Genomic DNA, 25,506 nt, shown 5'->3' on the forward strand with positions numbered 1-25,506 from the left:
CGTTCAGGCGTCGATGACCTCGTCGTCCAGCCGCGCGGCATTTTCCTGGATGAAGGCGAAGCGGTGCGCCGGGTTAGTTCCCATCAGCCGGTCGACCAGGTCCTTTACCGCCGCGCGTTCCTCATATTCCTGCGGCAGGGTAATGCGGATCAGGCTGCGGCTGGCCGGGTCCATCGTCGTCTCGCGCAGCTGGCCCGGGTTCATCTCGCCCAGCCCCTTGAACCGCGCGACCTCGACCTTCTTGCCCTTGAATGCGGTGCGTTCCAGTTCGGCGCGATGCGCATCGTCGCGGGCATAGAGCGACTTGGCGCCGACCGTCAGGCGGTACAGCGGCGGCTGCGCCAGATAGAGGTGCCCGCGCCGGACGATATCGGGCATCTCCTGAAAGAAGAAGGTCATCAGAAGCGTCGCGATATGCGCGCCGTCGACATCGGCGTCGGTCATGATGACGATGCGTTCGTAGCGCAGCGCATCAGGCTGGCAGTCCTTGCGCGTGCCGCAGCCCATGGCGAGGATCAGGTCGGCGATTTCCTGATTGGCGAGGATCTTCGCGCTGGTTGCCGAGGCGACGTTCAGGATCTTGCCGCGGATCGGCAGGATCGCCTGCGTCTTGCGGTCGCGCGCCTGCTTGGCCGAACCGCCCGCCGAATCGCCCTCGACGATGAACAATTCGGTGCCGGCGGGATCGTCCGACGCGCAGTCGGTCAGCTTGCCCGGCAGGCGCAGCTTGCGCGACGACGTCGCCGTCTTGCGCTTGACCTCGCGCTCCGCCTTGCGGCGCAGGCGTTCGTCCATCCGGTCGAGCACGAGGCCGAGCAGCGCCTTGCCCCGGTCCATGTTGTGACTGAGGAAATGGTCGAAATGGTCGCGCACCGCCTTTTCGACGAGGCTGGCGGCCTCGACGCTGGTCAGGCGATCCTTGGTCTGGCTCTGAAACTGCGGGTCGCGTATGAACACCGACAGCATCAATTCGGACCCGACCGTCACGTCGTCGGCGGTCATGTCCTTGGCTCGCTTGCTGCCGACCAGATCGGCAAAGCCGCGCAGTCCCCGCACCAGCGCCTGCCGCAACCCTTGTTCGTGGGTACCGCCATCGGGCGTCGGGATGGTGTTGCAATAATAGCTGTAGCTGCCGTCGCTCCACAGCGGCCACGCCACCGCCCATTCGACGCGGCCGGCTTCACCCGGGAAATCCTGTCGCCCGGTGAAGAAATCGGCGGTTGCACATTCGCGCCCGCCAATCTGTTCGCGCAGGTGATCGGCAAGACCGCCGGGGAACTGGAACACCGCTTCGGCCGGTACGTCGGTCCCGGCGACCAGTTCGGGTGCGCATTTCCAGCGGATTTCGACGCCCGCGAACAGATAGGCCTTGGACCGCACCAGCTTGTGCAGCCGCGCGGGCTTGAACTGTAAATCGGCGAAAATCTCGGCATCGGGCGTGAAGGCGACCAGCGTACCGCGCCGGTTGGGGGCGGCGCCGACATGTTCGAGCGGGCCGAGCGTCTGCCCCTGCGAGAAGCGCTGCCGATACAGCTGCCGGTCGCGCGCGACCTCGACCACCGTGTCGACCGACAGGGCGTTGACGACCGAGATGCCGACGCCGTGCAGGCCGCCTGACGTCGCATAGGCTTTGCCCGCGAACTTGCCGCCCGAATGCAGCGTGGAGAGAATGACCTCCAGCGCCGACTTGTCGGGGAATTTCGGGTGCGGATCGACCGGGATGCCGCGGCCATTGTCGATGATGGTCAGCCGGTTGCCGATGTCCAGCTGCACCTCGATCCGGGTGGCATGGCCTGCGACGGCCTCGTCCATCGCATTGTCGAGCACCTCGGCGGCCAGATGGTGCAGCGCCCGTTCGTCGGTGCCGCCGATATACATGCCTGGCCGCCGCCGTACCGGCTCCAGCCCTTCCAGCACCTCGATCGAGGACGCGTCATAGGCGGGCGGGGTGGGGATGTTCGCTTCGAACAGATTGTCGGCCATGGTCGGGGTATAGAACGAAACGGGGCCATCCGCAAAGCACCGCGTCGGGCAACTTTTGGCAATGAAAAGTTACGCTGCGCTGCGGGAGCGGGACGCAGTGTGAGCCGTTCGACGACGCATCGGCACTGCGGAAAACGGGGTTCGGATGCGGTTTGCAGGGTTGATGACGACAGGTCTGGCGACGGCGGCCATGGCGATGCCGGCGCTTGCGCAGGAACCGCGGCCCTGGACCGGCGGCTATGCCGGGATCGGCGCGGGGCTGGATTTCCCGCGCGACGACCGCGAGGTTTCGGCGCTACGCGACAATGATCTCGACAAGCTGTTCGCCGATACGCACCGCACGACGTTCGGTGCGATCGCGTGCAGTCACCGTGCCGCGTCCGACCAGACCGGATGCCACCGCGATGGCGAGCGGTCGGGCTATGGCGGCCATGTCGGCTATGACGTACAATTCGGCGATGTCGTCGTCGGAGCGGTCGCGGAACTGGGGCGGAGCAATATCGGCAGGCGTGCCGCCGGCGATGCGACGATGCAGCAGCGTATCGCCAGGTCATGGATTGGAACACGCAGGGGCGGCTGCGCGCCGGCTATGCGCTCGGCAGTACGCTGCCCTATGTGACGGGCGGCGCGGTGCTGGCGCGGATCGATCGCGGACCGGCCGCAAACGCGGTCGACGGGTTCGCCGCAGACCGCAACCGCAGCAATGGCCTGGGATGGACTGCCGGGGGCGGGGTGGATCAGCTGGTGTCCGAGCGCTTCTCGATCGGTGTGCTCTACACCTTCGCCAGCGTTACCGAACGGTCGCGCGGGCAGGTGGAGCGGTTGCCGTTCACAGGCAACGCGGATCGCCGGTTCGACTGGCATAGCGCGCGCGTCCGGGCGAATTTTCGGTTTTGAGAGGGTTGGCCGGCATGGGCAAAGCCCATGCCGTCGGTCGCGGCTTTGGGCCGCGCCGGCCGGGTTGATCGCCTGAGAGCGTGGCCGAGCTTTCGCTCGGCCTTGCGCGATTAACGAACCCGCGGGCCACCATAGGGTAGCGGCGGCGGCGGACGGCGGTCGCGGCGGGGGAGCTGCGCCTGATACGCATGGCCGCAATGGTCCACGCAATAGGGGAAGCCCGGATTCACCTTCTCGCCGCAGAAGTGGAAGTCCGGTTCGCCCGGATGGCCGATCGGCCATTTGCAGATGCGGTCGTTCAGGTCGAGCAGCGTCGTCTTGCCGGCGATCGCGTCGCTCGGCCGCGCCGGCACCAGGCGGCGGGGCGGGGCGGGGGTCAGCGGGGCGCTCTGTTCGCCCGGGTTCTGACGCAGGAAGCCGCCCGGACCGACCGAGCGCATCACCGGTTCGGCACGGCGCGGCGCGACGGCGGGGGCTTCGTCTTCCTCCACGTCCTCGACCTCGTCGGCCTGATCGTCCTCGGGCAGCGGCGTGAACGGATCGTTCTCCACCGGCGCGGCGGCGACCGGTTCGGGCTTCGGTTCGGGCGCAGGCGCCGGCTTCGGCGCGGGCGGAGGGGGCGGCGGGGCCGCGACGGCCGGAGCGGGTTCGGGCGCCGCCGCTGGCTTGGGCGCGGGGGCCGCAGCCTTCGCCGCATCGTTCGACTTCACCGGCGAGGGGCGCGACTGCAAGCCCAGGCGATGCGCCTTGCCGATCACCGCATTGCGGCTGATCCCGCCCAGTTCCTCGGCGATCTGGCTTGCGGTCATCCCCGATTCCCACATCTTGGCCAGTGTCGCGATGCGTTCTTCGGTCCAGCTCATGCCCGTCTTCGTCCTTCAACTCGTCATCGCGCAGACGACCATGATCCTTGCCGCCGCGCGCGCCAGCGATTAGGCGACACAGCCATGCAGGAACAATCCCCGTCGCGCACGAAAATCATCATCGCCGACCCCGGCGTGCCGGTCATCCGGAACGTGAACTGGGGTGGGCTGCGCACGCTCTATATCAAGGAGGTGCGCCGTTTCTTCAAGGTGCAGCTTCAGACCATCTGGGCACCGGCGGTCACGACGTTGTTGTTCCTCGTGATCTTTTCGGTCGCGATGGGCGGGGCGGGGCGCACCGTGCTGGGCGTGCCGTTCCCCGATTTCGTGGCGCCTGGGCTGATCGCGATGGCGATGCTGAACAACGCGTTCGCCAATTCCAGCTTCGCGCTGCTGGTCGGCAAGATCCAGGGGACGGTGGTCGATTACCTGATGCCGCCGCTGTCGACCGGCGAATTGCTGGCCGCGCTGGTCGGGGGTGCGGTGACCCGCGCGTTCCTCGTCGGGTTCGTGCTGTGGGGGGCGATGCTGCTCTATCCCGGCGTCCATGTGATGCCGCGCCATCCGGGCGCGGTGCTGTGGTTCGGGCTGTTCGGTTCGACCTTCCTGGCGCTGGCCGGGGTGATGACGTCGATCTGGGCGGAGAAGTTCGACCATGCCGCCGCTATCACCAATTTCGTCATCGGGCCGCTGACGCTGCTGTCGGGCACTTTCTATTCGGTCGAAGCGCTGACGCCGCTGTTCCGATCGATCAGCCACCTGAACCCGTTCTTCTACATCATCTCGGGCTTCCGTTACGGCTTCCTCGAACGCGCCGATTCGCCGGTGCTGCTGGGCGGTGCGGTCATTCTGCTGGTCGATATCGCGATGGCGATCGGCTGCTACGCGTTGCTGCGGTCGGGGTGGAAGCTCAAGAATTGACGTAACGCCCCAAGGGGCGGTACAGCGCCGCTCCGGGCGGCCCGGTTGGCCGCCCTTTTGCGTTTTGAACGCCGATATTTCTCATGAAGGAGCAGTTCGATGACGACCCCCGCGCTCATGCCCGTCTATCCACGGTGCGGCGTGCGTCCGGTCCGAGGCGAGGGCTGCTATCTTTATGGTGAGGACGGCACCCAATATCTCGACTTCGCCGCCGGTATCGCCGTCAACGCGCTGGGCCATGGCCATCCGCATCTGACCAAGGCGATCCAGGAACAGGCCGCGACGCTGATCCATGTCAGCAACCTCTATGGCAGCCCCCAAGGCGAGGCGTTGGCGCAGCGGATCGTCGACAACAGCTTTGCCGATACGGTGTTCTTCACCAATTCGGGCGCCGAAGCGGTCGAGTGCGCGATCAAGACCGCGCGCCGGTTTCACTTCGCCAACGGCAATCCCGAACGCCACACGCTGATTACCTTCAATCAGGCGTTCCATGGCCGCACGCTCGGCACCATCTCGGCCACCAATCAGGCCAAGATGCGCGACGGGTTCGAGCCGTTGCTACCCGGTTTCAAATATGCCGAGTTCAACGACCTCGACGGTGCGCTGGCACTGATCGACGACCATACCGCCGGCTTCCTCGTCGAGCCGGTACAGGGCGAGGGTGGCCTGCGCACCGCGACGCCCGAATTCCTGACCGGCCTGCGCAAGGCATGCGACGAGCGCGGGCTGTTGCTGGTCCTCGACGAGGTCCAGTGCGGCTATGGCCGGACCGGCACGCTGTTCGCGCACGAACAATATGGCGTGACGCCCGACATCGTGTCGGCGGCCAAGGGCATTGGCGGCGGCTTCCCGTTCGGCGCGTGCCTCGCCACGGCCGAAGCGGCCAAGGGCATGGTGTTCGGCACCCATGGGTCGACCTATGGCGGCAACCCGCTGGCGATGGCCGCGGGGCAGGCGGTGCTCGACGTGATGCTCGAACCCGGCTTCTTCGACCATGTGAAGACGATGGGCGACCGGCTGCGCTCCAGCCTCGAACAGATGATCCCGAACTACGACCATCTGTTTCAGGAGGTGCGGGGCATGGGGCTGATGCTCGGCCTGAAGCTCAAGTCGGACAGCCGCCGCTTCGTGGCGCACCTGCGCGATCATCACAATCTGCTGACGGTGGCGGCCGGCGACAATGTCGTCCGCGTCCTGCCGCCGCTGGTGATCGACGAGAGCCATATCGCCGAGGCGGTGGAAAAGCTGTCGGCGGCGGCACGGGTCTATGTGCCGGTCGCCGACGATTGATGTAGCAAATCCTCCCCATCGGAGATGGGGAGGGGGACCAGCCGCAGGCTGGTGGAGGGGGAAAACGCCCCATGCGACACGGCGGTGGAGACCCCTCCACCATGCTTCGCATGGTCCCCCCTGCCCATCTGCGATGGGGAGGATTTTAAGAGAATGCGCCATTTCCTCGATCTCGCCTCGGCCGGTGCCGACGGCATCGCCGCCATCCTCAACGACGCGCTCGACGCCAAGGCCGCGCGCAAGGGCTGGCCGAAGGGCCGCGCCGATGCCGACGCGTCGCTCGCCGGCCACACGCTCGCCTGCGTGTTCGAGAAATCGTCCACCCGCACCCGCGTGTCGTTCGACATGGCGATGCGCCAGCTCGGCGGATCGGCGCTGGTGCTCGACGCCGGCACCACCCAGCTCGGGCGCGGCGAGACGGTCGCCGACACCGCGCGCGTCCTGTCGGGCTATTGCGACGCCATCATGGTGCGCACCGACGATCCGGCCAAGCTGGACGAAATGACTCGCTATGCCTCGGTCCCGGTCATCAACGGCCTGACCGATCATTCGCACCCCTGCCAGATCGTCGCCGACCTGCTGACCGTGATCGAAGCGGGCAAGGCGTTGCCGGGCCTGAAATGGGCATGGCTGGGTGATGGCAACAATGTGCTGCATTCGATCGTCGAGGCCGGTGCGCTGATGGGCTTCGACGTCGTCGCCGCCTGTCCCGAAGGTTATGATCCGGCGCCGGCAGTGATCGAGGCGGCGGGCGGCCGCGCCACGATCACGCGCGATCCGGTGGCGGCGGTGCGCGATGCCGATGTGATCGTGACCGATACGTGGATTTCGATGGGGCAGGCCCATGCCGAGCAGAAGCTCGCCGCCATGGCTCCCTATCAGGTCGACGATGCGCTGATGGCCCATGCCAAGCCCGACGCGGTGTTCCTCCACTGCCTGCCCGCCCATCGCGGCGAGGAAGTGACGCCCGAGGTCATCGACGGACCGCAGTCGCTGATCTGGCCGGAGGCGGAGAACCGCCTGCATGCGCAGAAGGCGATCCTGCGCTGGTGCTTCGGCCTGGTCGGCTGACCCGCGGCTGACGCACGGTGTATAGGCCGGGCGGTCCGCGTTCCATGACGGGACGCGGACCGCCCGGCTTTTTGCAGATGCGAAGGGCGGCGACGTCAAACCGCTTGCGAAATGGCGCGCGGGCTACCATGTGAGTGATCGATCACAGTTTGCCCGGCACGTTCGGGCAAGAGGAGCTTTCGCTTGTCCGATACCGTCCGCCTTCCCGACCTCGACCGTGCGATCGGGTTCACGCTTCCCGACCATCACGCGCGCGGTCGTGTCGTGCGGCTGGGGCCGGTCGCCCAGTCGATCCTTGCCGCTCATGCCTATCCCGTGCCGATCGAAAAGCTGCTGGCCGAGTCGCTGGCGCTGACCGCATTGCTCGGTTCGACGCTCAAGGAAGCGGAAGGCCAGCTGACGCTGCAGGCGCAGACGCAGGGCGGCATCATCCGCCTGATGGTCTGCGACTACAAGAATGGCGAGCTGCGGGGCTATGTCGATTTCGATGCCGACCGGCTGGCCGAGCTGGGCGAGGACCCGTCGCTGTTCGCGCTGTTCGGGCAGGGCTATCTGGCGATCACCTTCGACCAGGTGACGTCGGGCGAGCGCTATCAGGGCATCGTGGCGCTGGACGGGGAATCGATCGCGCAGGCGGCGGAAAGCTATTTCCTCCAGTCCGAACAGATTCCGTCGCTGGTCCGCCTGGGCATCGGCGTCGACGATAATGGGCAGCGGATCGCGGGCGGCATCTTCCTCCAGCATCTGCCGGAGGGCGAGGAGGGGCGCGAGCGGCTCCACACCCGGCTCGACCATCCCGAATGGCATCATGTCGAGGCGCTGGGGGCGACGATGGGCGCGGACGAACTGGCCGACCCGATGCTGCCGCTCGAAACGCTCGTATGGCGCCTATTCAACGAGGAGCGCGAAGTGCGCGTGCTGGCCAGCACCACGTTGTCGCGCGGCTGTCGTTGCGACCGGGAGTATATTGCAGGCGTGATCTCGCGCTTCCCGGCCGAGGAGCGCGTCGCGATGGCCGACGAGCAGGGCGTCATCACCGTCGATTGCGCCTTTTGCGCGACGAAATTTCCGCTCGCGCTGGCCGATATCGCCGCCTGAGGCGATCGAAGGGGGGATTGGGCATGGGGGGATTGGCGATGCGTCTGGGGCTGGCGATGGCGCTCGGCTTCGGCTCGGCGGCCGTCGCCCAGCCGGCGGCGGCTCCGACCTTGCAGGCGATGCGCGCGGTGGCACCGGGCAACTGGTCGCTGCGCAGTCCCGGATCGCCCGAGGCGGCGCGCGAAAGCTGCGTCGCCGATACCGCCGTCCTGTTCCGGCTGCGGTTGCGCGCGGCACAGTGCAGCCGCTTCGTGATCGAGGATACGCCGCGCATTGCGACGGTGCATTATACCTGTCCGGGGTCGGGCCATGTCCGCACCACGATCCATGTCGACACGCCGCGCGCGTTGCGCATCGAGAGCGAGGGGATCGTCGACGGCATGCCCTTTGCCGACGCGTTCGAGGCTCGGCGCGTCGGGACCTGCGCCGCGCGCGGCCGTTAAGCGCATGTTTAGCCGGGAGGGTGTAGGGATCGCGAATGTCCTTACGGGCATGCATGCGCTCCCTAAGCATGAACCTCCTGCGGGCCGCCATCGTGCGGCCCGTTTCGTGTCGGGCGGTTGCCCTGACCCGATGAAAGTCTTAGCAGGCGCAGCATGACGAATACTCCCCTCAGCGTGGTGCTGGTGTCGGGTGGACTGGACTCGATGGTGTCGGCTGCGCTGGCGCGCGAGGCGGGACATCGGCTGCTGGCGCTGTCGATCGACTATAATCAGCGGCATGTGGTCGAACTGGCCGCGGCGCGGCGCATCGCCCAGGCGCTGGGCGCCGAACGCCATGTCGTGCTGCCGCTCGACCTGTCGGCCTTTGGCGGGTCTGCGCTGACCGATGCGTCGATCGCGGTGCCGAAGGACGGGGTCGAGGAGGATGTGATCCCGGTCACCTATGTCCCGGCACGCAACACGATCTTCCTCAGCCTCGCGCTCGGGTGGGCGGAGGCGGCGGGCGCGCGCGACCTGTGGATCGGCGTCAACGCGCTCGACTATTCGGGCTATCCCGATTGCCGCCCGGAATTCATCGCCGGTTTCGAAGGGCTGGCCGAACTGGCGACCCGCGCCGGTGTCGAAGGGTCGCGCTTCCGCATCCACGCACCGTTGCAGCACATGACCAAGGCTGACATCGCCCGCGAGGCGCATCGGCTGGGGATCGATGCCGGCATGAGCTGGTCCTGCTACGATCCGGTCGGCGAGCTGCATTGTGGAAAGTGCGACAGCTGCCGGCTGCGCGCGCGCGGCTTTGTCGAGGCGGGGCTGCCCGATCCGACCCGCTATGCGGAACAGCCCGACACCGGCCGATGACCTATTCCGTCAAGGAAATGTTCCTGACCCTGCAGGGGGAGGGGGTCCATGCCGGCCGTCGCGCGGTGTTCGTGCGCTTCGCCGGCTGCAACCTGTGGACCGGGCGCGAGGCGGATCGCGCGACGGCCGTCTGCCGGTTCTGCGACACCGATTTCGTCGGGACCGACGGGATCGGCGGCGGCAAGTTCGCCGATGCCGCGGCGTTGGTCGCCGCGGTCGAGGATCAGTGGGGCAGCGACCGCATGCGGCGCTTCGTCGTGCTGACCGGTGGCGAGCCGATGCTGCAGATCGACGACGCGCTGGTCGCGGCGTTGCACGATGCCGGCTTCATGATCGCGATCGAAAGCAATGGCACGATCGCGGCGCATCCCGGCATCGACTGGATCTGTATCAGCCCGAAGGCAGGCAGCGAGGTCGTGCAGCGGCACGGCGACGAACTGAAGCTGGTCTGGCCGCAACATGGCATCGATGTCGATGCGGTCGAGCAATGGGACTTCGCGCATCATCTGGTGCAGCCGATGGACGCGATCGGCATGGAAGTCGCTCACCGCGAAGCGGCGGTCGACTTTGCGATGGCCCGGCCCAAATGGCGCCTGTCGCTCCAGACGCACAAGCTGCTGGGACTGCGTTAGGCCGCGCGGGCGGCGATCACGATTTCGTAGGCACCGGTCAGCGGATCATGGTGCAACGGCGCGCGCAGCTGGCGTGACAGGCCGAGGATGATCCGGCCATAGCGGCTGGCGACGAGCGCTTCCAGTTCCTCGCTCTCAACCAGCGACGGCGATGTCGCGCGCAGGACGGCGGTATCCGTACCGGCGTTATGGCGCAGCGAAACGCCGATCTGGGCATCGGGATTGACCGATACGGCAAGCTCGATCAGCTCGGTCAGCAGGAACGATACCGCGACCGCCACGTCCTGCGTCACCAGCACCGGTTCGACGTTCAGCGTGATGCCGAGCTTGCTGGTCGAACCGGACGCGGTCGCCCGGATGTTCGACGCCAGTTCGCCGATGACCGATTTCAGCTCCAGCCCGCGATTTTCCTCCATCTCGGCATAATGGTGCCGGTGGACGACCGCCAGCGCGTCGACCCGCCGTTGGATGGTGGCATAGGCGTCGGCAGCGGCGGCGCCATGGGCGCTGCGCGCGTGGAAATTGATCAGGCTGGAGATGACCTGCAGGTTGTTCTTCACCCGGTGATGCACTTCGCGGGTCAGCTTGGTCTGTCGCACCAGCCCGTCCGCCATCGATTGCTCGTGCCGCTCGACGGTATGGGTCAGCTCCTGGAACGTCTCGCCCAGATCGGCGATCTCCTGGGCCGGGACCGCGCCCAGATTGACGTCGGCCATCGGATGACCGGGGCGATAGCGTTCGATATCGTCGCGCAGGCGGCGCAGCGGACGGATCAGCAGCCGGTCGACCACGAACCAACCGATACCCGTCGCGGCCACCCACATGACCAGCGGCAGCAGCATCGCGATGATCGCCGACGATGTGAACGGCGCACGACGCACCGCCATGACGAAGGTCAGGTCGTCGATCCCCAGGGGAATGTTGACGCGTTCCATCCGGTCGATGCCACCCTGTTCGGGCAATTGCGACAGGATCAGTTCGGCTTCCTTCCCATGCAGCAGGCCGCTTTCGAACGGCGATGCGAAGCCGCTGGGCTGGGCCAGTTCGCGCAGCATGGTGACCGGGAAGAACGCGACGACCCGTGCCGAGCTGATGCCGCGAATGTCGAGTACCAGCCCGCTATCCGCGACCACCTGCGCCCGGACGCCGCCGGCATCGGGGGCGCCCTCCATGCGTACCGGGATCGCGGTACCGCATACCAGCCGTCCGTCGGCGGAATAGATGCCGAAGCGCGCGCCGACCGATGCCTGCTGCGCAAATACGCCTTCGACGCGCGCACAGCTGGGGGAATCGGCCGGGTCCTCCGCCATCGCGGTCATCGCGACGCGCAGCGCGGTCATGTCGCCGACCAGTTCGATCGCGACGGCCCGCGAAGCCTCGGTCGCTGCGACGCGCAAGCGGGCGCGCAGGTCGACATCGGCGACGCGGGATGTCTGCAGCGTAGCGAACAAGGCGATCAGCGCGAGCGGAAGCAACGCCGCGCTGAGGATCAGCATCAACTTGGCGCCAGTGGGGGCGCGGCGCAACGCGGCGGCGGGGCTTGGTGGCTTCCGCCGACCGGTGGAGGGTGTCGTCACATCCTGCGAACTATTTCAACTTGCTGAGCAAGTCGAGCATCTCGTCGGGAACCGCCTCACCCGCGGCGTCCTGATAAACGGCACGCAGGGCATTGCCGAGGTTGGACGTATCCTTCTTGTCCGGTGAAGGCGTCACCGCTTTTTTCGCGCTCGACTGCCGTGCCGCCTGTTCACCATCCTTCACGAAGCAATGCCTTCCCCCGAAACCCGGACCATAGCCGCCGGTACGAAACTAAAAACCACATGCCGATGGCTGCAAGGCGACCCTGCGACAGCGCGGCGAGCGCACATGAAACTAAAGACGCGCTCGTTGGTTCCATGACCTGACGCGAACTCGGGGGAGGCGTCTTCTCCTTGCCGTTTCGTCGAATTGAAGATTTGCGGCTCCGGCTTTCCGGGGTCGCGCCGAAGGAGAATTACCTGACCATGTCGCTCGGACAGCAGCTTGCGCCGCACCTTCCCTTCCTCCGGCGTTATGCCCGGGCGCTTACCGGCAGCCAGACCGAGGGCGATCAGTATGTCCGCGCGACGCTGGAAGCGATCGTGGCCGCGCCGGAGGAATTCCCGCGTGAGGTCGATCCCCGGCTGGGCCTGTACCGCACGTTCCAGGCGATCTGGGCCTCGTCGCAGCCCGAGGCGTTCGGCGCCGCGAGTGCATCGGGCACCGAAAACGAAGCGATCGCGCAGGCGCGGCTCGCCCGGATCGCGCCGCTGTCGCGCCAGGCGCTGCTGCTGACCGCGATGGAAGGCTTCACGACCGAGGATGCCGCCTATCTGATCGAGGCGAGCCCGGACGAGGTCGAGGAACTGGTCGCCGAAGCGCTGCGCGAGATCGAGCAGCAGACCCGGTCACGCGTGATGATCATCGAGGACGAGCCGCTGATCGCGATGGACCTCGAACAGATCGTTCGTGATCTGGGCCACGACGTCACCGGCGTCGCGGTTACGCGCGACGAGGCGGTGGCGCTGGCGATGCAGGATCGTCCGGGGCTGGTGCTGGCCGATATCCAGCTGGCCGACGACAGCTCGGGCATCGATGCGGTCAAGGATATCCTGTCCGAATTCAACGTACCGGTGATCTTCATCACCGCCTTCCCGGAACGCCTGCTGACCGGCGAGCGGCCCGAGCCGACCTTCCTGATCACCAAGCCGTTCCAGCGCTCGACGGTGAAGGCGGCGATCAGCCAGGCGTTGTTCTTCGACGAAGCGACCGTTCCGGAAGCGGCGGCATAACGGTACGGACCCAAAACGAATTTCGGGGGTTGATGACTGATGGCAGACGATAACGAACGCATCCATGTCACCGCCACCGAGGCGCGTGCCGGCGCAACGCCCGGGGTCACCCGCTATGTGCTCATGGTGTCCCTGGTCGCGGCGATCGCGGTCATGGCCTATATCCTGCTGACCTGACCCGGGGCCGGCGCGTGACGGTCCACGGCCGCGCCGTCACTGGCAATTGAACATCCGCAACCCTATGTTCGGGTCCGCCCCCTATCGGGCCGACTGCGTATCGAACGGATAAGAATGACTGAATCCGACATCAGCGAGAACGTGGAAGGCGAGGTGCGGGAGCACGTCGCCTTGCCCGATCCCGAGTTCAAGAAGCAGTTGGCGCAGGTTATCCCGCATCTGCGCGCCTTTGGCAGGTCGCTGTCGGGCAGTCGCGATCTGGCCGACGACCTCGTGCAGGAAACGCTGTTGAAGGCGTGGGCCGCGCGGCAGCGTTTTCAGGCGGGCACCAACATGCGTGCCTGGACCTTCATCATTTTGCGCAACCTGTACCTGTCGCAAATGCGCCGGGCGCGGTTCAAGGGCGAATGGGACGATCTCGTCGCCGACCGCATCCTCGCTGCGCCGGCCAGCCAGGACCGCCACGTCGAACTGGCGGATATGCAGCGTGCGTTGCTGCATTTACCGCAGCCGCAGCGTGAAGCCTTGATCCTCGTCGGGGCAGGGGGCTTCGCCTATGAGGAAGCCGCCGAAATCTGCAACGTGGCGGTCGGCACGATCAAGAGTCGGGTCGCGCGCGGTCGGGTCGCGCTGGAGGCGTTGATGTCGGAAGGCAAACTGCCGTCGCGTGCCGATCAGCCGGACAATAACGGCCAGACGGTGCTCGATACGATCATGGGCGAAGTGGACGATCTCAGCCGCGAACGCTGACTCGCGCTTATTGTTCGGACAGGTCGTCCAGCGAACGCAGATAATCCTCCCAAGCGCGCGGCATCCGTTTGTCTTGCCCATAGACATGGCGCAGCGCGCGGCCGACACCATCGGTTGGGCTGGGCGGACGCACGACCTGCCCCGCAAAGGGCCGTTTGCCGGACAAGGGGATATGCGGTGCCATGTGTTTCCAACGACCGCATAGACGTTTCGTTTCATCCTTTTAGCCGATAGGTATCGCAGTCCGTCGCGTCGATCGCCGAGGGAAGGGATGCAGTTTTCAGCCGATCTGCTGGCGCGCGTTCGTGCCGGTTCGCCGTTCCTGTCGACCCTGATCGATCGGGAAGCGGATTTTCTCGACCGTATCGCGGGTTTCGACGTCGACGTGCAGGCCGCCGTCGCCGCTGGCGGCGATATGCCGCTGGCACAGCAACTGCGGATCGAGCGGCGGCGCGTCGCGCTGCTGGTCGCGCTCGGCGATCTGGCCGGCGTCTATGACCTGACCCGCGTGACACGCACGCTCAGCGACTTTGCCGACCATGCGCTGCACCGCGCGATCGTCCAGGCGATCGAAGACCGGACGCCGGGGGCGGAGCCGGCCGGGTTTGCGGCGATCGCGCTGGGGAAGCAGGGCAGCCATGAGCTCAACTATTCGTCGGATATCGACCCGATCCTGCTGTACGATCCGGGAATCCTGCCGCGACGGGAGAAGGACTCGCCCGCCGAGGCGGCGGTGCGGATCGCCAAGCGCGCGGTTGAGCTGCTGCAGGCCCGCGATGGCGACGGCTATGTCCTGCGGGTCGATCTGCGCCTGCGTCCTTCGCCCGAAGCCACGCCGATCGCGCTGCCGATCGATGCGGCGGTTTCCTATTACGAATCGGCCGCGCTGCCATGGGAGCGGGCGGCGTTCATCCGCGCGCGGGCGGTCGCCGGCGACGTGGCGCTCGGCAATCGCTTTCTCGAAGCGATCCGACCGTTCGTATGGCGCCGCGCGCTGGATTACGGCGCGATCGGCGAAATTCGCGAGATCACCAGGCGCATCCGCGAGCATTATGCGCAGGGCCAAGCATTCGGGCCAGGCTATGATTTGAAGCGCGGCCGGGGCGGCATTCGCGAGGTCGAGTTCTTCGCGCAGGTGCATCAACTGGTCCATGGCGGCCGCGATCCGGCGTTGCGTGTGCCAGCGACCCGCGATGCGTTGGCGGCGCTGGCGACCAGCGGTCGCATTTCGACTGACGAGGCCGCGACGATGGACGCCGCCTACACGCTGTTCCGGACGATCGAGCACCGGTTGCAGATGGTCGACGACCGGCAGACGCACAGCCTTCCCGATCAGCAGGACGCGCTGTATCGCGTGGCGCGGTTGCATGGGCTGGACGACGGGCGGGCGTTGCTCGACCTGCTCGCCCCGCATGTCGCGGCGGTCGGCTCGATCTACGACCGGCTCGACGGCGCGGCGGCCACGCGCCTGCCGGCCGATCCGCAGTCGCTGGCGGAACGGTTGGAGGCGCTGGGCTTCGCATCGGGTGAACAGGGCGCACGCCGCATCGCCGACTGGCGCGGCGGCGCCTATCCGGCGCTGCGCAGCCCCGCGGCGCGTGCGGCGCTGGAGGACAGCCTGCCGGGGCTGGTCGCCGGGCTGGCCACCGCGTCCGATCCGCAGGCTGCGCTGCTGCGGCTCGACGCGATGCTTGCGCGATTACCTAGCGCGATCAACCTGTTCCGCCTGCTGGAGGCGCAACCCGCGCTCGCCCGGCTGCTCAGTACGATCCTGTGCCACGCGCCGACGCTGGCCGAGGCATTGGCGCGGCGTGCGGTGCTGCTGGACGCGCTGATCGACGCGCGCGCGCTCGAGCCGGTCGGCACCGTCGATGCATTGGCGGCGGAGATGCTGGCGCGCAGCGGCGATGGCTATGAACGGCTGCTCGACCATGTCCGCGATGTCGTGAACGAAAAGCGGTTCATGCTGGGCGTGCAGGTCGTGGCCGGGACCGGCGATCCGCTCGACGTGGCGGCGGGCTATGCCAGGGTCGCCGAAGCGGCGGTCCGGGTGTTGGCGGCCGCGACGGTCGAGGAATTCGCCCAGCGCCACGGGCGTGTTCCGGGCAGTGAACTGATCGTCCTGGCGCTCGGGCGACTGGGCGGCGGCGCGCTGACCCATGCCTCGGACCTCGATCTGATCTACTGCTTCACCGGCGACTTCGCGGCGGAATCGGACGGTGCCAAGCCGCTGGGGGCGGTGCTCTATTATAACCGCCTAGCCCAGCGATTGACGGCGGCGCTGTCGGTGCAGACCGCCTCTGGTCCGCTCTATGAGGTCGATACCCGGCTGCGGCCTTCGGGCGCGCAGGGGCCGCTGGTCGTCTCGCTCGCCGGGTTCGAGCGGTATCAGAAGGAGGATGCGTGGACCTGGGAGCATATGGCACTGGCCCGCGCCCGGCCGATCGTCGGTTCGCCGGAAGGGCAGACGCAGGCCGCGGCGATCATCGCCCGGGTGCTGGGCGGCGACCGGCCCAAGCGCGACGTCGCGGCCGAGGCGACGACGATGCGGGCGGAGATGGCGCGGCACAAGCCGCCGGCGGGGCCGCTCGACGCGAAGCTGACGCCCGGCGGCCTCGTCGACCTCGAGTTCGCCGTGCATGTCACGCAATTGTCGACCGGTCGTGGTCTGGTGCCGCAACTGGGCGAGGCGATCGGCGCCCTTGCAGGGGAAGGGCTGCTGCCCGCCGATCTTCGGCCGGCGCATGATTTCCTGACGCGGCTGCTGGTCGCGATGCGCCTCGTCGCTCCCGATGGGCAGGTGCCCTCCGCCGCGACGCAGCCGATCCTTGCCGCAGCGCTGGGCTGTGCCGATTGGCCGGCGGCGCTTGCCCGGCTGGACGAGGTGCGGCAGAGCGTCACGACGGCATGGGCGGCGATCGCGACGGGAGAACAGGATGGAAATCGGTGACAGCCTGCCAACAGGCCATCTGACCTCGGCAGACGGCATGCGCTTTGCACTGTCCGATCGGATCGGTCGACCGATCGTGCTGTATTTCTACCCCAAGGCGGACACGACCGGCTGCACCCGGGAAGCGCAGGATTTCTCCGCGCTGGCCGACGAATTCCGCGCCCGGAACGCGCTCGTCATCGGCGTGTCGCGCGATACGCTCGCGAAGCTCAAGCGCTTCGCCGAAAAGCACGCCCTCACCGTCGAACTCGCCAGCGACGAGGACGGATCGGTGTGCGAGGCGTTCGGCGTATGGGTCGAAAAACAGATGTACGGTCGGAGCTATATGGGCATCGAACGGGCGACCTTCCTGTTCGATGCGCAGGGGAAATTGCTGCGTCAGTGGCGCAAGGTCAAGGTCGCCGGCCACGCGGCGGAGGTCCTTGCCGCCGTTCCGGCCTGACCCGAACGAATCGATTGCACCCGCCCGCGAAGGGTCGCGCAGAACGACGGGATTACCCACCGGCATCCTATGGTTAAACGGCTCGCCGTACCTGTACGGCACTTTAACGCGCAGCGACGGTCGTTCGCTTGCGTGCCATAGCGAATTTCCGGCAAGTGCTGCCTCAGGTCAACGCGGTGGGGCATACCGTCAAGACATTGGGGTTCATCGTTCGTGTCGGCTCGCCCGGCGCGCATAACGCTCGGATAAGCGGGACATAATGTCGATTACCTCCGTATGGAAAAACAACGTCGCTCCGATCACGGGGTTCCGTTCGATCTTTCGGACCCGTCATTTTATCCTGCACGATGGCAAGCAATTGCGCCGCCACACGATTTCCGGCCGTAACCAGGCCGCTGCCGCCGGTCTCGCGGCCGTTACCATCGCCTTCTCGGCCTATGGCATGGGACAGGCGACGATCGGCACGGCGATGGCCGGTGCGGTTGCCGGCGACGACAAGGTCGCAGCGATGCAGCAGCAGGTCGATGCGATGCGCGCCGATGTCGCCCGCCTCCACGCCGATGCCCGTGCCCATGCCGCCCGCCTCGACAAGCGGCAGGCTGCGCTGGCCGCGGTGCTGACCGGTTCGGAAAATGCCGACACGCTCGCACTCGCCGCGCTCGATCAGGCGCCGGCCGGCGCGTCGAACAGCGTCACCCGCCCGTTCGACCGCGTCGCGCGGCAGCAGGCGGCGATGGCGGCACAGGCAAAGGCAGTCGCCGATGCCCGCTATGCCCAGACCGCCGGTTCGCTGCGCAAGCTGGGGCTGAACCCGCGCCGCGTGATGCCGGCGATGGGCGGACCCTATGAGCCGGTCGATGCGGCCACCGCCGCGGCCGCTGCCGCCGGAGCGGCCACCGCCGATGCGCAGGCCGATGCCCAGTTCCGCGCTCTGTTCATGAGCTGGAAGAAACTCGACACGATCGAACAGGCGGCGATCTCGATCCCGTCCTATCAGCCGGTGCAGAGCCTGTCCTTCACCAGCAACTTCGGCGTCCGCTCCGATCCGTTCCGTGGCACCGCCGCGATGCATGCCGGGGTCGACATTCCCGGCCCGATCGGCACGCCGATCTACGCGACCGCCGACGGCATTATTTCGCGGGCCGAGCGCGTCGGCGGCTATGGCAACCTGATCGAGGTCAACCATGGCAAGGGTATCGCGACCCGCTATGGCCACCTCTCGAAAATTCTCGTGCGCGACCATGAACGGGTGAAGCGCGGCCAGATGATCGGCCTGATGGGCTCGACCGGTCGCTCGACCGGCAGCCACCTTCATTACGAAGTCCGCATCGACGGATCGGCCGTCAATCCCGCACCCTATCTGCAGGCAGGCCAGCTCGCCATGGCCGCCGACCGGGCACAGCGTCAGCGGCTGGCGATGGGTGGCCCCGCCGTCGCCGAGTAAGGTGATGTGGGCGCCGTTGCCGTAAGGCGGCAGTGCGCCTATCTGGGCGGGATGGATACGACCATGACCGATGTCACCCTGTCCGCCGCCGCCGCCGCGCGGGTGGCTGCCATCGCCGAAAAACAGGGCAAGCCCGCCATCCTGCGCTTGTCGGTCGAAGGGGGCGGTTGCTCGGGTTTCCAGTACCGTTTCGGCTTGGCCGACGGGGCCGAGGCGGATGACAGTATCGCCGAAACGGACGGCGTGAGGCTGGTGGTCGATTCGGTCAGCCTCGATCTGGTGCGGGGCAGCGAAGTGGATTTCGTCGAGTCGCTGGGCGGCGCGGCGTTTCGCGTGACCAATCCGCAGGCGGCATCGGGCTGTGGCTGCGGCACCAGCTTCGCGATCTGACGTGCGGATCGTCTCCTACAACGTCAACGGCATCAAGGCACGCCTTCCCCGGTTGATCGAATATCTGACCGAGGAACAGCCCGATGTCGTCTGCCTTCAGGAGCTGAAGGCCAGCGACGACACCTTTCCCGAAGCGGATATTCGCGCCGCCGGCTATGGCGCGATCTGGCATGGGCAAAAGGGGTTCAACGGCGTCGCGGTGCTGGCACGTGGGAGCGACCCGATCGAGCGGCAACGCGGTCTGGCCGGCGAGCCGGAGGACGAACACAGCCGGTATCTGGAGGCGGAGGTCGATGGCGTCGTGATCGCGTCGATCTATCTCCCCAACGGCAATCCGCTGCCGGGACCCAAATTCGACTATAAGCTGCGCTGGATCGACCGGTTGCGCGGGCACGCCGCCGAACTGCTGGCGGAGGAGCGCGCGGTCGTGCTGGCGGGCGATTACAATGTCATCCCCAATGACGACGATGTCTATTCGGTCCGGGCGATGCAGTCCGATGCGCTGATGCAGCCTGAATCGCGCGCCGGTTACCGCGCGCTGCTGGCGCAGGGCTGGACGGATTCGCTCCGCACGCGCTTTCCCAAGGGCGGGGTCTGGACCTTCTGGGACTATCAGGCCGGCGCGTGGCAGCGCGATGCCGGCTTTCGCATCGATCACCTGTTGCTGAGCCCCATCGCCGCCGATCGCTTCGCCGATGCCGGTGTCGACAAAAGCCATCGCGGGCGGGAAAAGGCCAGCGATCATGCGCCGACCTGGGTTCGCCTGCGTTGAAGCGGATCGCATTCGCCGCGCTCGTCGCGGTGCTGTCGACCCCCTCGATTGCTGCGGCGCGTGACTATTGCCCGACCCGGCCCAGCCTGGGGCAATCGGCCTGCACCATCGAAGCAGGCCATTACGCGATAGAAACCGCGCTGTCGGACTGGGAACGGTCAAGCGACAGCGACATGGTGCTGTTCGGCGATACGCTGTTCCGGCTCGGTCTGACCGATCGCAGCGAATTGCAGATCGACTGGACACCGCTCGGGATCGCCCGCGATCGACCGAACGGCCGCAACGTCGTGCGAACCGGCGATCTGGAGATCGGATCGCGGATCGCGCTGCGCAATCCGGACGGTAAGGGCCTGTCCTATGGTCTGCAGCCGTCGGTCACCGTGCCGGTCGGCCGCTCCCCCATTGGCAGTGGTGGCTGGGGCGTGGCGATGGTCGCGCCAGTCTCCTATGACCTGAGCAAGCGGATCAACCTGCAATTCTCACCCGAACTCGCCTGGATGCCGCGCGACGAAGGGCGCGGAAACGCGGTTGCCGCGACCGCAACGCTCGGGCTTGGCGTCCTGGTGAGTGACGCCTGTCAGTTCACGACCGAACTGCAATGGCAACGTGCCGAGGGTGTTACCGAGCATCGCCTCGCGCTCGCGGTGGCGTGGCAGGTGTCGGACGACTTCTTCGTCGATACCGGGGGCGTTGCCGGGCTGGACGACAATACGCCGGCGTTGCGCCTGTATAGCGGCCTGTCGCGACGGTTCTGATCGGTCGAACGACATGTGGCGGATGACGCCATCGTGTCGGACAATTTTCGGTGTGTTGGTGTTGCATACCACTACCGTTGCGGTTGGCCTGCGCTAACATACTGAAAAGACGAAGACGGCCGATTTGGCACGCTCGCTGCAAAGCTTCCGCCAAGTCCGCGATCGGTGCGGACAGCACAGGGAGCCATCCATGACCGTTCTTCGTTTCGCCGCTTCGACCCTTCTGACCCTCGCCGCAGCGACCGCGGCCCATGCCGCCCAGCCGGAGAATGCGCCCGTTGTTCCCGCCATGGCCGTGAACGCTGGCGATCAGACGGCGGCCGCGCCGACCGTCCGGGTCAAGCGTTACTGCATCTCCGATCGCCGCGAGGGCGCGCCGCGCCGCCCGAAAATCTGCCGGACCCGCGAGGATTGGCAGGCACGCGGGTTCGATCCGCTCGTCGCGCTGGGGCGGATCTAATCGCTGGCCGGTGCCGCCGGGCGGGGCGCCCGGCGGCAGTCATTACAACGTGCGTTCGTACATCTGATAGACGCGATTGACCTTGCTATCGATGGTCGTCGCGATCGCGTTCATGCCCTGATTGTCGTCGAGCACCCAGCCGATCTCGCCGCGCGACGCGCCGAACTTCGCGACCGCGTCGCGGCGGATATATTCGATCATCATGAAGGCCAGCTGGCTCGCCATGCGCGACGCCTGCAACCGCTTCACCACCCCCATCAACGGCACGCGCATCGTCCGCGCCTTGGGCGCGCGCAGCCACCACAGCAGCTTCAGCCAGTTGAACGGCAACAACGACCCGCCCATCGGTTTCAGCGGCTCGTTCATGTCCGGAAGGGTAATCATGAATGCAACCGGCTCGCCGTCCAGCTCGGCGATGCGGATCAGATCCTCGAACACCAGCGGCTTCAGCTTCTTGCCGACATCGTCGACCTCGGGTTGGGTCAGCGGCACGAAGCCCCAGTTATCGGACCAGGCATCGTTCAGGATGTTCAGGATGATCGCCGCTTCGTCGGCGAACTTCGCCTTGTTCACGCGCCGGATGCGGATGCGCTCGTTCTTTTCCCCCGCCGCGACGATCCGCTGGACGATCGGCGGAAAATCCTTGGTGATGTCGAGCTCGTAGGTGATCATCTGCTTGACCGGGGCATAGCCCGCCGCCTCGATCCAGCCGCGATAGGCCGGCAGGTGATGGCCCATCAGCACCGTCGGGCTATGGTCGTAACCCTGGATCAGCAGGCCCGGCTCTTCCCAGACCGACAGGCTGCACGGGCCGATCGCGCGGGTCATACCCTTGTCGCGAAGCCACTGCTCGGCCTGCGCGATCAGCGCCTTTGCGGTGGCTTCATCCTCCGCTTCGAACATGCCCCAGAAGCCGACACCGGGGCCGAACCCCTTGTCGGTCGGCATGGTCAGCGCCAGTGTGTCGAGATGCGCCGATACCCGGCCGACGACCTTGCCGCCGCGCTCCGCGATATAGAGTTGCGCCTCGGCGTGGCTGAACCAGCCATTCTTCCTAGGATCGATCTGTCCGGCGACTTCGCTCTTGAGCGGCGGCACCCAGTGCGGGTCGTTGGCATAGAGGCGATAGGGCAGGGCGATGAACGCCTTGCGATCGGCAGCGGTAACGACCGGACGGACAGTGATCGACATGGTTTCCCCCAAAACGCGACGGGGCGGCAATGCGCCGCCCCGTTCCAAACTTCAAATGACAAATCGGTCATCAAGACCGCGTTCGCGCAGGTCGATCAGCCGCGATAGCGCGGATGCCCCTTCGCGACGCCGCCCGACAGTTCGGCGACCTTGGGATATTTCTTCGCGACTTCCTCGGTATAGCCGAGGTTGAAGACCGTCGGGCTCTTTTCCGGGCGTTCCGAACGCTCGTAATGGGTGCCGAAAATCTTGTCCCAGAAGAAGTTGGTGATGCCGAAATTGCCATGCTCGTCATGGAAGTGATGCGCCATGTGCTTGCGCTTCCATTCGACCAGCAGCTTGTTCTTCGGCTTGTACGCCAGATGCTGGATGCAATGGCAGAATTCGTAGAAGCAGGTAGTGATCAGACCGGTCGCCAGCGCCGCCATTGCCCCGCCGAAACCGCCGATCAGATAGCCGATGGGTGCCGTCGCGACCGCGATGGCGGGCAGGGTGGTGTGGAGCGCGCCGAACAGCACCTCAAGGTGGTTCGGGTCCTGGTGATGGTCATAATGAATGCGCTTCCACGTCGCGGCGAGCGGCGCGAACTTGAACATCCAGTTGGAATGCAACACCCAGCGGTGCAGCAGATACCATACGAACGGATAGGCGACGACCGAGATGCCGACCGACGCCAGCGTCGGCCACAGCGGCGCGGGACGCCACGCGAACAGGCCGATCGCGACGAACGACAGCGCGATATAGGCGATGATCGCCGGATACTGAAAATACGCAACGACAAGTTCCTTGAAGGTCATCTTGTCGAGATGGTGCGACTTTTTCCAGAAGCCCTGCTTCTCGGTGATCGCGTTCATCGGCCTAACTTCCTCAATCCATTCCTTTACCGGACGATTCGCCCATCGTTGCCGCTCTGCCCGCGCTTTGCGGCCAAAGTGCGACGATCCTGGGGCTATTCCTCGGTCCGGATCAGCACCGCCTCGCCGATCAGAAAGAACAGCAGGAACGGCGCCCATGCCGCAAGGAACGGCGGATAAGCCCCAAGGTTGCCCATCGCGAGAGCGAAATTGTCCGCCACGAAATAGGTGAACCCCAGCGCCATGCCAATGACCGCGCGGACAAACAACTTGCCCGAACGGGCAACGCCGAACGCCGCGACCGCGGCCAGCAGCGGCATCAGCACCGCCGACAGCGGCCCGGACAGCTTGTGCCACAGCGCGCCTTCCAGTGCCTTGGTCGGGCGGCCGGCCTCGGTCAGGTCATCGATCGCGGTCGACAATTGCGCGAACGACAGGCCGTCGGGATCGACATTCTGCAGCGTGAACTGATCGGGCCGCACCCCGCCGGCGATCTTCAGCGATCCCAGCCGCTCACGCACCCCCGTCGCGACGGTAAAGCGTTCGGCATTGTCGATCCGCCACGCGCCGCCTTCGCGCCAGCCGCGACTGGCGGTGACCAGTTCCCGCAGCGAACTGCCATCGCGATTGTAGACGGTGATCCCGCGCAGCCGGGTCGCTTCGCCCCGACCGGCGACGCGGGCCACCTGGACCAGATTGTCGCCGTCACGCACCCACACATTGGTCCGTTCGCCGCGGTCGACCGGCATCGGCCCGTAATCGACATCGTCCCAGCTGGACAGGGTGGCGGTCGCCCGGGCGACGACCCGCTCGTTGAACGCGAAGGACAGCGCCGCCACACCGAAGCTGGCGAGGATCAGCGGCGCCAGCACCTGATGCGCCGACAGGCCGGCGGCCTTCAGGCTGATGATCTCGCTGTTCTGGTTGAGCTGGGTCAGCGTCAGGATCGTGCCCAGCAGGACCGAGAAGGGCAGGAAGCGCGCGATGATCTGCGGCGTGCGGAGCGAAACATACCGCAGGATCTCCGCCTGCCCGTTGCCCGGCACCGCCAGGATCTTGCCGCTCTCGCTCAGCAGGTCGAGTGCCTGCAACACCAGCACCAGCGCGAACAGGATGGCGAAGGTGCGGACGAGGAACAGCCGCGCCATATAGATCGCGACCGTCGAGGAGGGAAAGAAACCGCGCATCACGCCGCCGCCTTGCGCTTGCCGGGAAGGTAACGGCCGATGAACTTGCCCACCTTCGCCGCGCCGCGTTCCAGCCCGCCGATCGGCTCGCCGCCGGGGACGCGCGCGATCACCCAATAGAGGCGGAAGACCAGGGCCGCGAACAGCAGGAACGGCCCCCACAGCGCGATGATCGGGTCGATCCGGCCCAGGCCGCCGACCGCTTCGCCATATTCGTTGACCTTGTGATAGGTCACGATGATCACGATCGACAGGAACACGCCGAGCGCCGAGGACGACCGCTTGGGCGGCACGCCCAGCGCCAGCGCCAGCATCGGCAGCAGGAACATCGTCGCCACCTCCGCCAGGCGGAAGTGGAAGTTGGCCCGCGCCCCGTCGCGATCCTCTTCGCTGACATTCGGGTTGCGCCCGGTGATCGCCAGCTGCGGCAGCGTCTGTTCGAGGTCGCGTCCGCCGCGCGGGCGGAAGCTGCCGAACTTGGGCAGGTCGATCGGCAGGTCGTGGGCGGTAAAGGTCAGCGTGCGGGGAACGCGGAAATCGGGCGCGTTGTGGATCAGCGTGCCGTTGGTCAGGCGGAAGATGATCGTATCGGGATCGGGCGAGCGCAGGAACTGGCCGCGCTCGGCGGTGACGCCCAGCCATTGGCCGTTCGGGCGGCTCGCCTGCACGAAGATGCCGCGCAGGTCGGCACCGGAATCGCGGCTCTCTTCGATCCGCAGCGTCATCCGCTCGCCCAGCTTGGTGAACTCGCCGACCTTGATCGACGCGCCCAGCGCACCGGTGCGCAGCTCGAAGCGCAGCGCTTCGTAATTATAGCGTGCTAGCGGCTGCACGAAGCCGACGATCGCGAGGTTCGCCGCGGCCAGCACCGTGGCATAGAGGAACGGCACCCGCAGCAGCCGCCAATAGCTCATGCCGACGCCCAGCATCACGTCCAGCTCCGACGAGGTGGCGAGCTTGCGGAAGGCGAGCAGGATGCCGAGCATCAGCCCGATCGGAATGCCGAGCCCCAGATATTCGGGCAGGAGATTGGCGAGCATCCGCCACACGACGCTGACCGGACCGCCTTCGGCCGCGACGAAATCGAACAGTCGCAGCATCCGGTCGAGGACGAGCAACATCGCCGAAATCAACAGCGTAGAGAATAGCGGCACCGCGATCAGCCGGGCCATGTAGCGATCGATCGATGGCATGGGCCAAGGCTATAGCGAAGGATACGCCCGAAGCTAGCCCCCAACAATCCTCCCCGCTTCGCGGGGGGGGGGGGGGGG

27 protein-coding genes and 1 pseudogene are annotated in these 25,506 nt (G+C 66.5%); 19 read left to right on the forward strand and 9 right to left on the reverse strand.

The features are described 5' to 3' along the window. Positions 1–3: 3 nt before the first annotated feature. Positions 4–1,983 (reverse strand): DNA topoisomerase IV subunit B, encoded by a 1,980-nt coding sequence (gene parE, locus AVT10_RS04080; RefSeq protein WP_066688641.1) that lies wholly within the window; start codon positions 1,981–1,983, stop codon positions 4–6. A gap of 163 nt (positions 1,984–2,146) precedes the next feature. Between parE and AVT10_RS04085 the strand changes: the two genes are divergently transcribed. Together AVT10_RS04085 and AVT10_RS04090 are read left to right on the forward strand one after the other, a co-directional pair. Beyond that, positions 2,147–2,602, forward strand: coding sequence for a hypothetical protein (locus AVT10_RS04085; RefSeq protein WP_126013659.1), 456 nt, complete (start codon positions 2,147–2,149; stop codon positions 2,600–2,602). After that, positions 2,536–2,880 carry an outer membrane protein gene (locus tag AVT10_RS04090; protein ID WP_066688644.1) on the forward strand — a complete coding sequence of 115 codons (345 nt, stop codon included), beginning with the start codon at positions 2,536–2,538 and terminating at the stop codon, positions 2,878–2,880. Before AVT10_RS04085 ends, AVT10_RS04090 begins: the two co-directional genes overlap by 67 nt. 110 nt (positions 2,881–2,990) lie before the next feature. Here the strand turns inward: AVT10_RS04090 and AVT10_RS04095 are convergent, their stop codons facing one another. Beyond that, positions 2,991–3,743, reverse strand: coding sequence for a GcrA family cell cycle regulator (locus tag AVT10_RS04095; RefSeq protein ID WP_066688647.1), 753 nt, complete (start codon positions 3,741–3,743; stop codon positions 2,991–2,993). 84 nt (positions 3,744–3,827) lie between these two features. Here AVT10_RS04095 and AVT10_RS04100 point away from each other — a divergent pair, with 84 nt between their 5' ends. The 7 genes and pseudogenes from AVT10_RS04100 to queE all read left to right on the forward strand — a co-directional run bounded on the left by AVT10_RS04100 (position 3,828) and on the right by queE (position 10,053). Continuing rightward, positions 3,828–4,664, forward strand: coding sequence for an ABC transporter permease (locus AVT10_RS04100; RefSeq protein WP_066688648.1), 837 nt, complete (start codon positions 3,828–3,830; stop codon positions 4,662–4,664). Positions 4,665–4,763: 99 nt separating this feature from the next. Next, on the forward strand, positions 4,764–5,954 hold the full coding sequence (locus AVT10_RS04105; protein WP_066688649.1) for an aspartate aminotransferase family protein: 1,191 nt from the start codon (positions 4,764–4,766) through the stop codon (positions 5,952–5,954). A gap of 153 nt (positions 5,955–6,107) precedes the next feature. After that, the gene (gene argF, locus AVT10_RS04110; protein ID WP_066688650.1) at positions 6,108–7,025 is read left to right on the forward strand and encodes an ornithine carbamoyltransferase; all 918 of its coding nucleotides are present in this window, start codon (positions 6,108–6,110) and stop codon (positions 7,023–7,025) included. Between the two features lie 183 nt (positions 7,026–7,208). Continuing rightward, a complete protein-coding gene (gene hslO / locus AVT10_RS04115) occupies positions 7,209–8,123 on the forward strand; it encodes an Hsp33 family molecular chaperone HslO (protein ID WP_066688651.1) in 915 nt (304 codons plus the stop codon). Between the two features lie 23 nt (positions 8,124–8,146). Next, positions 8,147–8,566, forward strand: coding sequence for a hypothetical protein (locus AVT10_RS04120; protein WP_157092679.1), 420 nt, complete (start codon positions 8,147–8,149; stop codon positions 8,564–8,566). Between the two features lie 144 nt (positions 8,567–8,710). Further along, positions 8,711–9,421: pseudogene (gene queC / locus AVT10_RS04125) on the forward strand (7-cyano-7-deazaguanine synthase QueC); the annotation flags it as partial. Beyond that, complete coding sequence (gene queE, locus AVT10_RS04130; RefSeq protein ID WP_066688655.1) at positions 9,418–10,053, forward strand: 7-carboxy-7-deazaguanine synthase; 636 nt, start codon at positions 9,418–9,420, stop codon at positions 10,051–10,053. The pseudogene queC and the gene queE, both read left to right, overlap by 4 nt. Here the strand turns inward: queE and AVT10_RS04135 are convergent. Both AVT10_RS04135 and AVT10_RS18080 read right to left on the reverse strand, forming a co-directional pair. Continuing rightward, a complete protein-coding gene (locus AVT10_RS04135) occupies positions 10,050–11,549 on the reverse strand; it encodes a sensor histidine kinase (protein ID WP_084401324.1) in 1,500 nt (499 codons plus the stop codon). The two genes, queE and AVT10_RS04135, sit on opposite strands and share 4 nt — an antisense overlap. Positions 11,550–11,640: 91 nt before the next feature. Next, entirely contained in the window at positions 11,641–11,814 is a 174-nt protein-coding gene (locus AVT10_RS18080) for a NepR family anti-sigma factor (RefSeq protein WP_157092680.1), read from the reverse strand. A 242-nt stretch (positions 11,815–12,056) separates the two neighbouring features. On the opposite strand from AVT10_RS18080, the gene AVT10_RS04140 reads away from it, so the two are divergent. The 3 genes from AVT10_RS04140 to AVT10_RS04145 all read left to right on the forward strand — a co-directional run bounded on the left by AVT10_RS04140 (position 12,057) and on the right by AVT10_RS04145 (position 13,790). Next, entirely contained in the window at positions 12,057–12,863 is an 807-nt protein-coding gene (locus AVT10_RS04140; protein WP_066688688.1) for a response regulator, read from the forward strand. Between the two features lie 39 nt (positions 12,864–12,902). After that, a complete protein-coding gene (locus tag AVT10_RS18490) occupies positions 12,903–13,040 on the forward strand; it encodes a hypothetical protein (protein ID WP_164523845.1) in 138 nt (45 codons plus the stop codon). A gap of 114 nt (positions 13,041–13,154) precedes the next feature. Then, a complete protein-coding gene (locus AVT10_RS04145; protein WP_066688657.1) occupies positions 13,155–13,790 on the forward strand; it encodes a sigma-70 family RNA polymerase sigma factor in 636 nt (211 codons plus the stop codon). A gap of 7 nt (positions 13,791–13,797) precedes the next feature. On the opposite strand, the gene AVT10_RS18085 is transcribed toward AVT10_RS04145, so the two are convergent. Further along, positions 13,798–13,974, reverse strand: coding sequence for a hypothetical protein (locus AVT10_RS18085; RefSeq protein WP_157092681.1), 177 nt, complete (start codon positions 13,972–13,974; stop codon positions 13,798–13,800). An 87-nt stretch (positions 13,975–14,061) separates the two neighbouring features. On the opposite strand from AVT10_RS18085, the gene AVT10_RS04150 reads away from it, so the two are divergent. The 7 genes from AVT10_RS04150 (at position 14,062) to AVT10_RS04180 (ending at position 21,003) form a co-directional block, all read left to right on the forward strand. Continuing rightward, entirely contained in the window at positions 14,062–16,740 is a 2,679-nt protein-coding gene (locus tag AVT10_RS04150) for a bifunctional [glutamine synthetase] adenylyltransferase/[glutamine synthetase]-adenylyl-L-tyrosine phosphorylase (RefSeq protein WP_066688658.1), read from the forward strand. Beyond that, entirely contained in the window at positions 16,727–17,182 is a 456-nt protein-coding gene (locus AVT10_RS04155; RefSeq protein WP_066688659.1) for a peroxiredoxin, read from the forward strand. The genes AVT10_RS04150 and AVT10_RS04155 overlap by 14 nt, the downstream gene beginning before the upstream one ends. A gap of 358 nt (positions 17,183–17,540) precedes the next feature. Further along, positions 17,541–18,626, forward strand: coding sequence for a M23 family metallopeptidase (locus AVT10_RS04160; RefSeq protein WP_232307868.1), 1,086 nt, complete (start codon positions 17,541–17,543; stop codon positions 18,624–18,626). A 63-nt stretch (positions 18,627–18,689) separates the two neighbouring features. Continuing rightward, on the forward strand, positions 18,690–19,016 hold the full coding sequence (locus AVT10_RS04165; RefSeq protein WP_066688689.1) for a HesB/IscA family protein: 327 nt from the start codon (positions 18,690–18,692) through the stop codon (positions 19,014–19,016). Position 19,017: 1 nt separating this feature from the next. Next, positions 19,018–19,788, forward strand: coding sequence for an exodeoxyribonuclease III (xth, locus tag AVT10_RS04170; RefSeq protein ID WP_066688669.1), 771 nt, complete (start codon positions 19,018–19,020; stop codon positions 19,786–19,788). Then, positions 19,785–20,543 (forward strand): transporter, encoded by a 759-nt coding sequence (locus tag AVT10_RS04175; protein WP_066688671.1) that lies wholly within the window; start codon positions 19,785–19,787, stop codon positions 20,541–20,543. The genes xth and AVT10_RS04175 overlap by 4 nt, the downstream gene beginning before the upstream one ends. Before the next feature lie 190 nt (positions 20,544–20,733). Further along, a complete protein-coding gene (locus tag AVT10_RS04180; protein WP_066688677.1) occupies positions 20,734–21,003 on the forward strand; it encodes a hypothetical protein in 270 nt (89 codons plus the stop codon). Between the two features lie 42 nt (positions 21,004–21,045). On the opposite strand, the gene AVT10_RS04185 is transcribed toward AVT10_RS04180, so the two are convergent. The 4 genes from AVT10_RS04185 to lptF all read right to left on the reverse strand — a co-directional run bounded on the left by AVT10_RS04185 (position 21,046) and on the right by lptF (position 25,428). Further along, positions 21,046–22,194: a hypothetical protein gene (locus tag AVT10_RS04185; protein ID WP_066688679.1), complete on the reverse strand. Its 1,149-nt coding sequence runs from the start codon at positions 22,192–22,194 to the stop codon at positions 21,046–21,048. 95 nt (positions 22,195–22,289) lie between these two features. Then, positions 22,290–23,048, reverse strand: a complete 759-nt coding sequence (locus tag AVT10_RS04190; RefSeq protein WP_084401326.1) for a sterol desaturase family protein — start codon at positions 23,046–23,048, stop codon at positions 22,290–22,292. A gap of 95 nt (positions 23,049–23,143) precedes the next feature. Next, positions 23,144–24,235 (reverse strand): LPS export ABC transporter permease LptG, encoded by a 1,092-nt coding sequence (gene lptG, locus AVT10_RS04195; RefSeq protein ID WP_066688681.1) that lies wholly within the window; start codon positions 24,233–24,235, stop codon positions 23,144–23,146. Beyond that, positions 24,235–25,428 carry an LPS export ABC transporter permease LptF gene (gene lptF / locus AVT10_RS04200; protein WP_198158494.1) on the reverse strand — a complete coding sequence of 398 codons (1,194 nt, stop codon included), beginning with the start codon at positions 25,426–25,428 and terminating at the stop codon, positions 24,235–24,237. Before lptF ends, lptG begins: the two co-directional genes overlap by 1 nt. Between the last annotated feature and the right edge of the window lie 78 nt (positions 25,429–25,506).

Origin of the sequence: Sphingomonas hankookensis (assembly GCF_001619955.1) — a bacterium.
GTDB lineage: Bacteria > Pseudomonadota > Alphaproteobacteria > Sphingomonadales > Sphingomonadaceae > Sphingomonas > Sphingomonas hankookensis_A.

Excerpts from the sequence above, each read along its gene's own strand:
- parE (WP_066688641.1), bottom strand. The coding sequence starts at position 1,983 with ATGGCCGACAATCTGTTCGAAGCGAACATCCCCACCCCGCCCGCCTAT.
- AVT10_RS04085 (WP_126013659.1), top strand. The coding sequence starts at position 2,147 with ATGACGACAGGTCTGGCGACGGCGGCCATGGCGATGCCGGCGCTTGCG.
- AVT10_RS04090 (WP_066688644.1), top strand. The coding sequence starts at position 2,536 with ATGGATTGGAACACGCAGGGGCGGCTGCGCGCCGGCTATGCGCTCGGC.
- AVT10_RS04095 (WP_066688647.1), bottom strand. The coding sequence starts at position 3,743 with ATGAGCTGGACCGAAGAACGCATCGCGACACTGGCCAAGATGTGGGAA.
- AVT10_RS04100 (WP_066688648.1), top strand. The coding sequence starts at position 3,828 with ATGCAGGAACAATCCCCGTCGCGCACGAAAATCATCATCGCCGACCCC.
- AVT10_RS04105 (WP_066688649.1), top strand. The coding sequence starts at position 4,764 with ATGACGACCCCCGCGCTCATGCCCGTCTATCCACGGTGCGGCGTGCGT.
- argF (WP_066688650.1), top strand. The coding sequence starts at position 6,108 with ATGCGCCATTTCCTCGATCTCGCCTCGGCCGGTGCCGACGGCATCGCC.
- AVT10_RS04120 (WP_157092679.1), top strand. The coding sequence starts at position 8,147 with ATGGGGGGATTGGCGATGCGTCTGGGGCTGGCGATGGCGCTCGGCTTC.
- queE (WP_066688655.1), top strand. The coding sequence starts at position 9,418 with ATGACCTATTCCGTCAAGGAAATGTTCCTGACCCTGCAGGGGGAGGGG.
- AVT10_RS04135 (WP_084401324.1), bottom strand. The coding sequence starts at position 11,549 with ATGCTGATCCTCAGCGCGGCGTTGCTTCCGCTCGCGCTGATCGCCTTG.
- AVT10_RS04140 (WP_066688688.1), top strand. The coding sequence starts at position 12,057 with ATGTCGCTCGGACAGCAGCTTGCGCCGCACCTTCCCTTCCTCCGGCGT.
- AVT10_RS18490 (WP_164523845.1), top strand. The coding sequence starts at position 12,903 with ATGGCAGACGATAACGAACGCATCCATGTCACCGCCACCGAGGCGCGT.
- AVT10_RS04145 (WP_066688657.1), top strand. The coding sequence starts at position 13,155 with ATGACTGAATCCGACATCAGCGAGAACGTGGAAGGCGAGGTGCGGGAG.
- AVT10_RS18085 (WP_157092681.1), bottom strand. The coding sequence starts at position 13,974 with ATGGCACCGCATATCCCCTTGTCCGGCAAACGGCCCTTTGCGGGGCAG.
- AVT10_RS04150 (WP_066688658.1), top strand. The coding sequence starts at position 14,062 with ATGCAGTTTTCAGCCGATCTGCTGGCGCGCGTTCGTGCCGGTTCGCCG.
- AVT10_RS04155 (WP_066688659.1), top strand. The coding sequence starts at position 16,727 with ATGGAAATCGGTGACAGCCTGCCAACAGGCCATCTGACCTCGGCAGAC.
- AVT10_RS04165 (WP_066688689.1), top strand. The coding sequence starts at position 18,690 with ATGACCGATGTCACCCTGTCCGCCGCCGCCGCCGCGCGGGTGGCTGCC.
- AVT10_RS04180 (WP_066688677.1), top strand. The coding sequence starts at position 20,734 with ATGACCGTTCTTCGTTTCGCCGCTTCGACCCTTCTGACCCTCGCCGCA.
- AVT10_RS04185 (WP_066688679.1), bottom strand. The coding sequence starts at position 22,194 with ATGTCGATCACTGTCCGTCCGGTCGTTACCGCTGCCGATCGCAAGGCG.
- AVT10_RS04190 (WP_084401326.1), bottom strand. The coding sequence starts at position 23,048 with ATGAACGCGATCACCGAGAAGCAGGGCTTCTGGAAAAAGTCGCACCAT.
- lptG (WP_066688681.1), bottom strand. The coding sequence starts at position 24,235 with ATGCGCGGTTTCTTTCCCTCCTCGACGGTCGCGATCTATATGGCGCGG.
- lptF (WP_198158494.1), bottom strand. The coding sequence starts at position 25,428 with ATGCCATCGATCGATCGCTACATGGCCCGGCTGATCGCGGTGCCGCTA.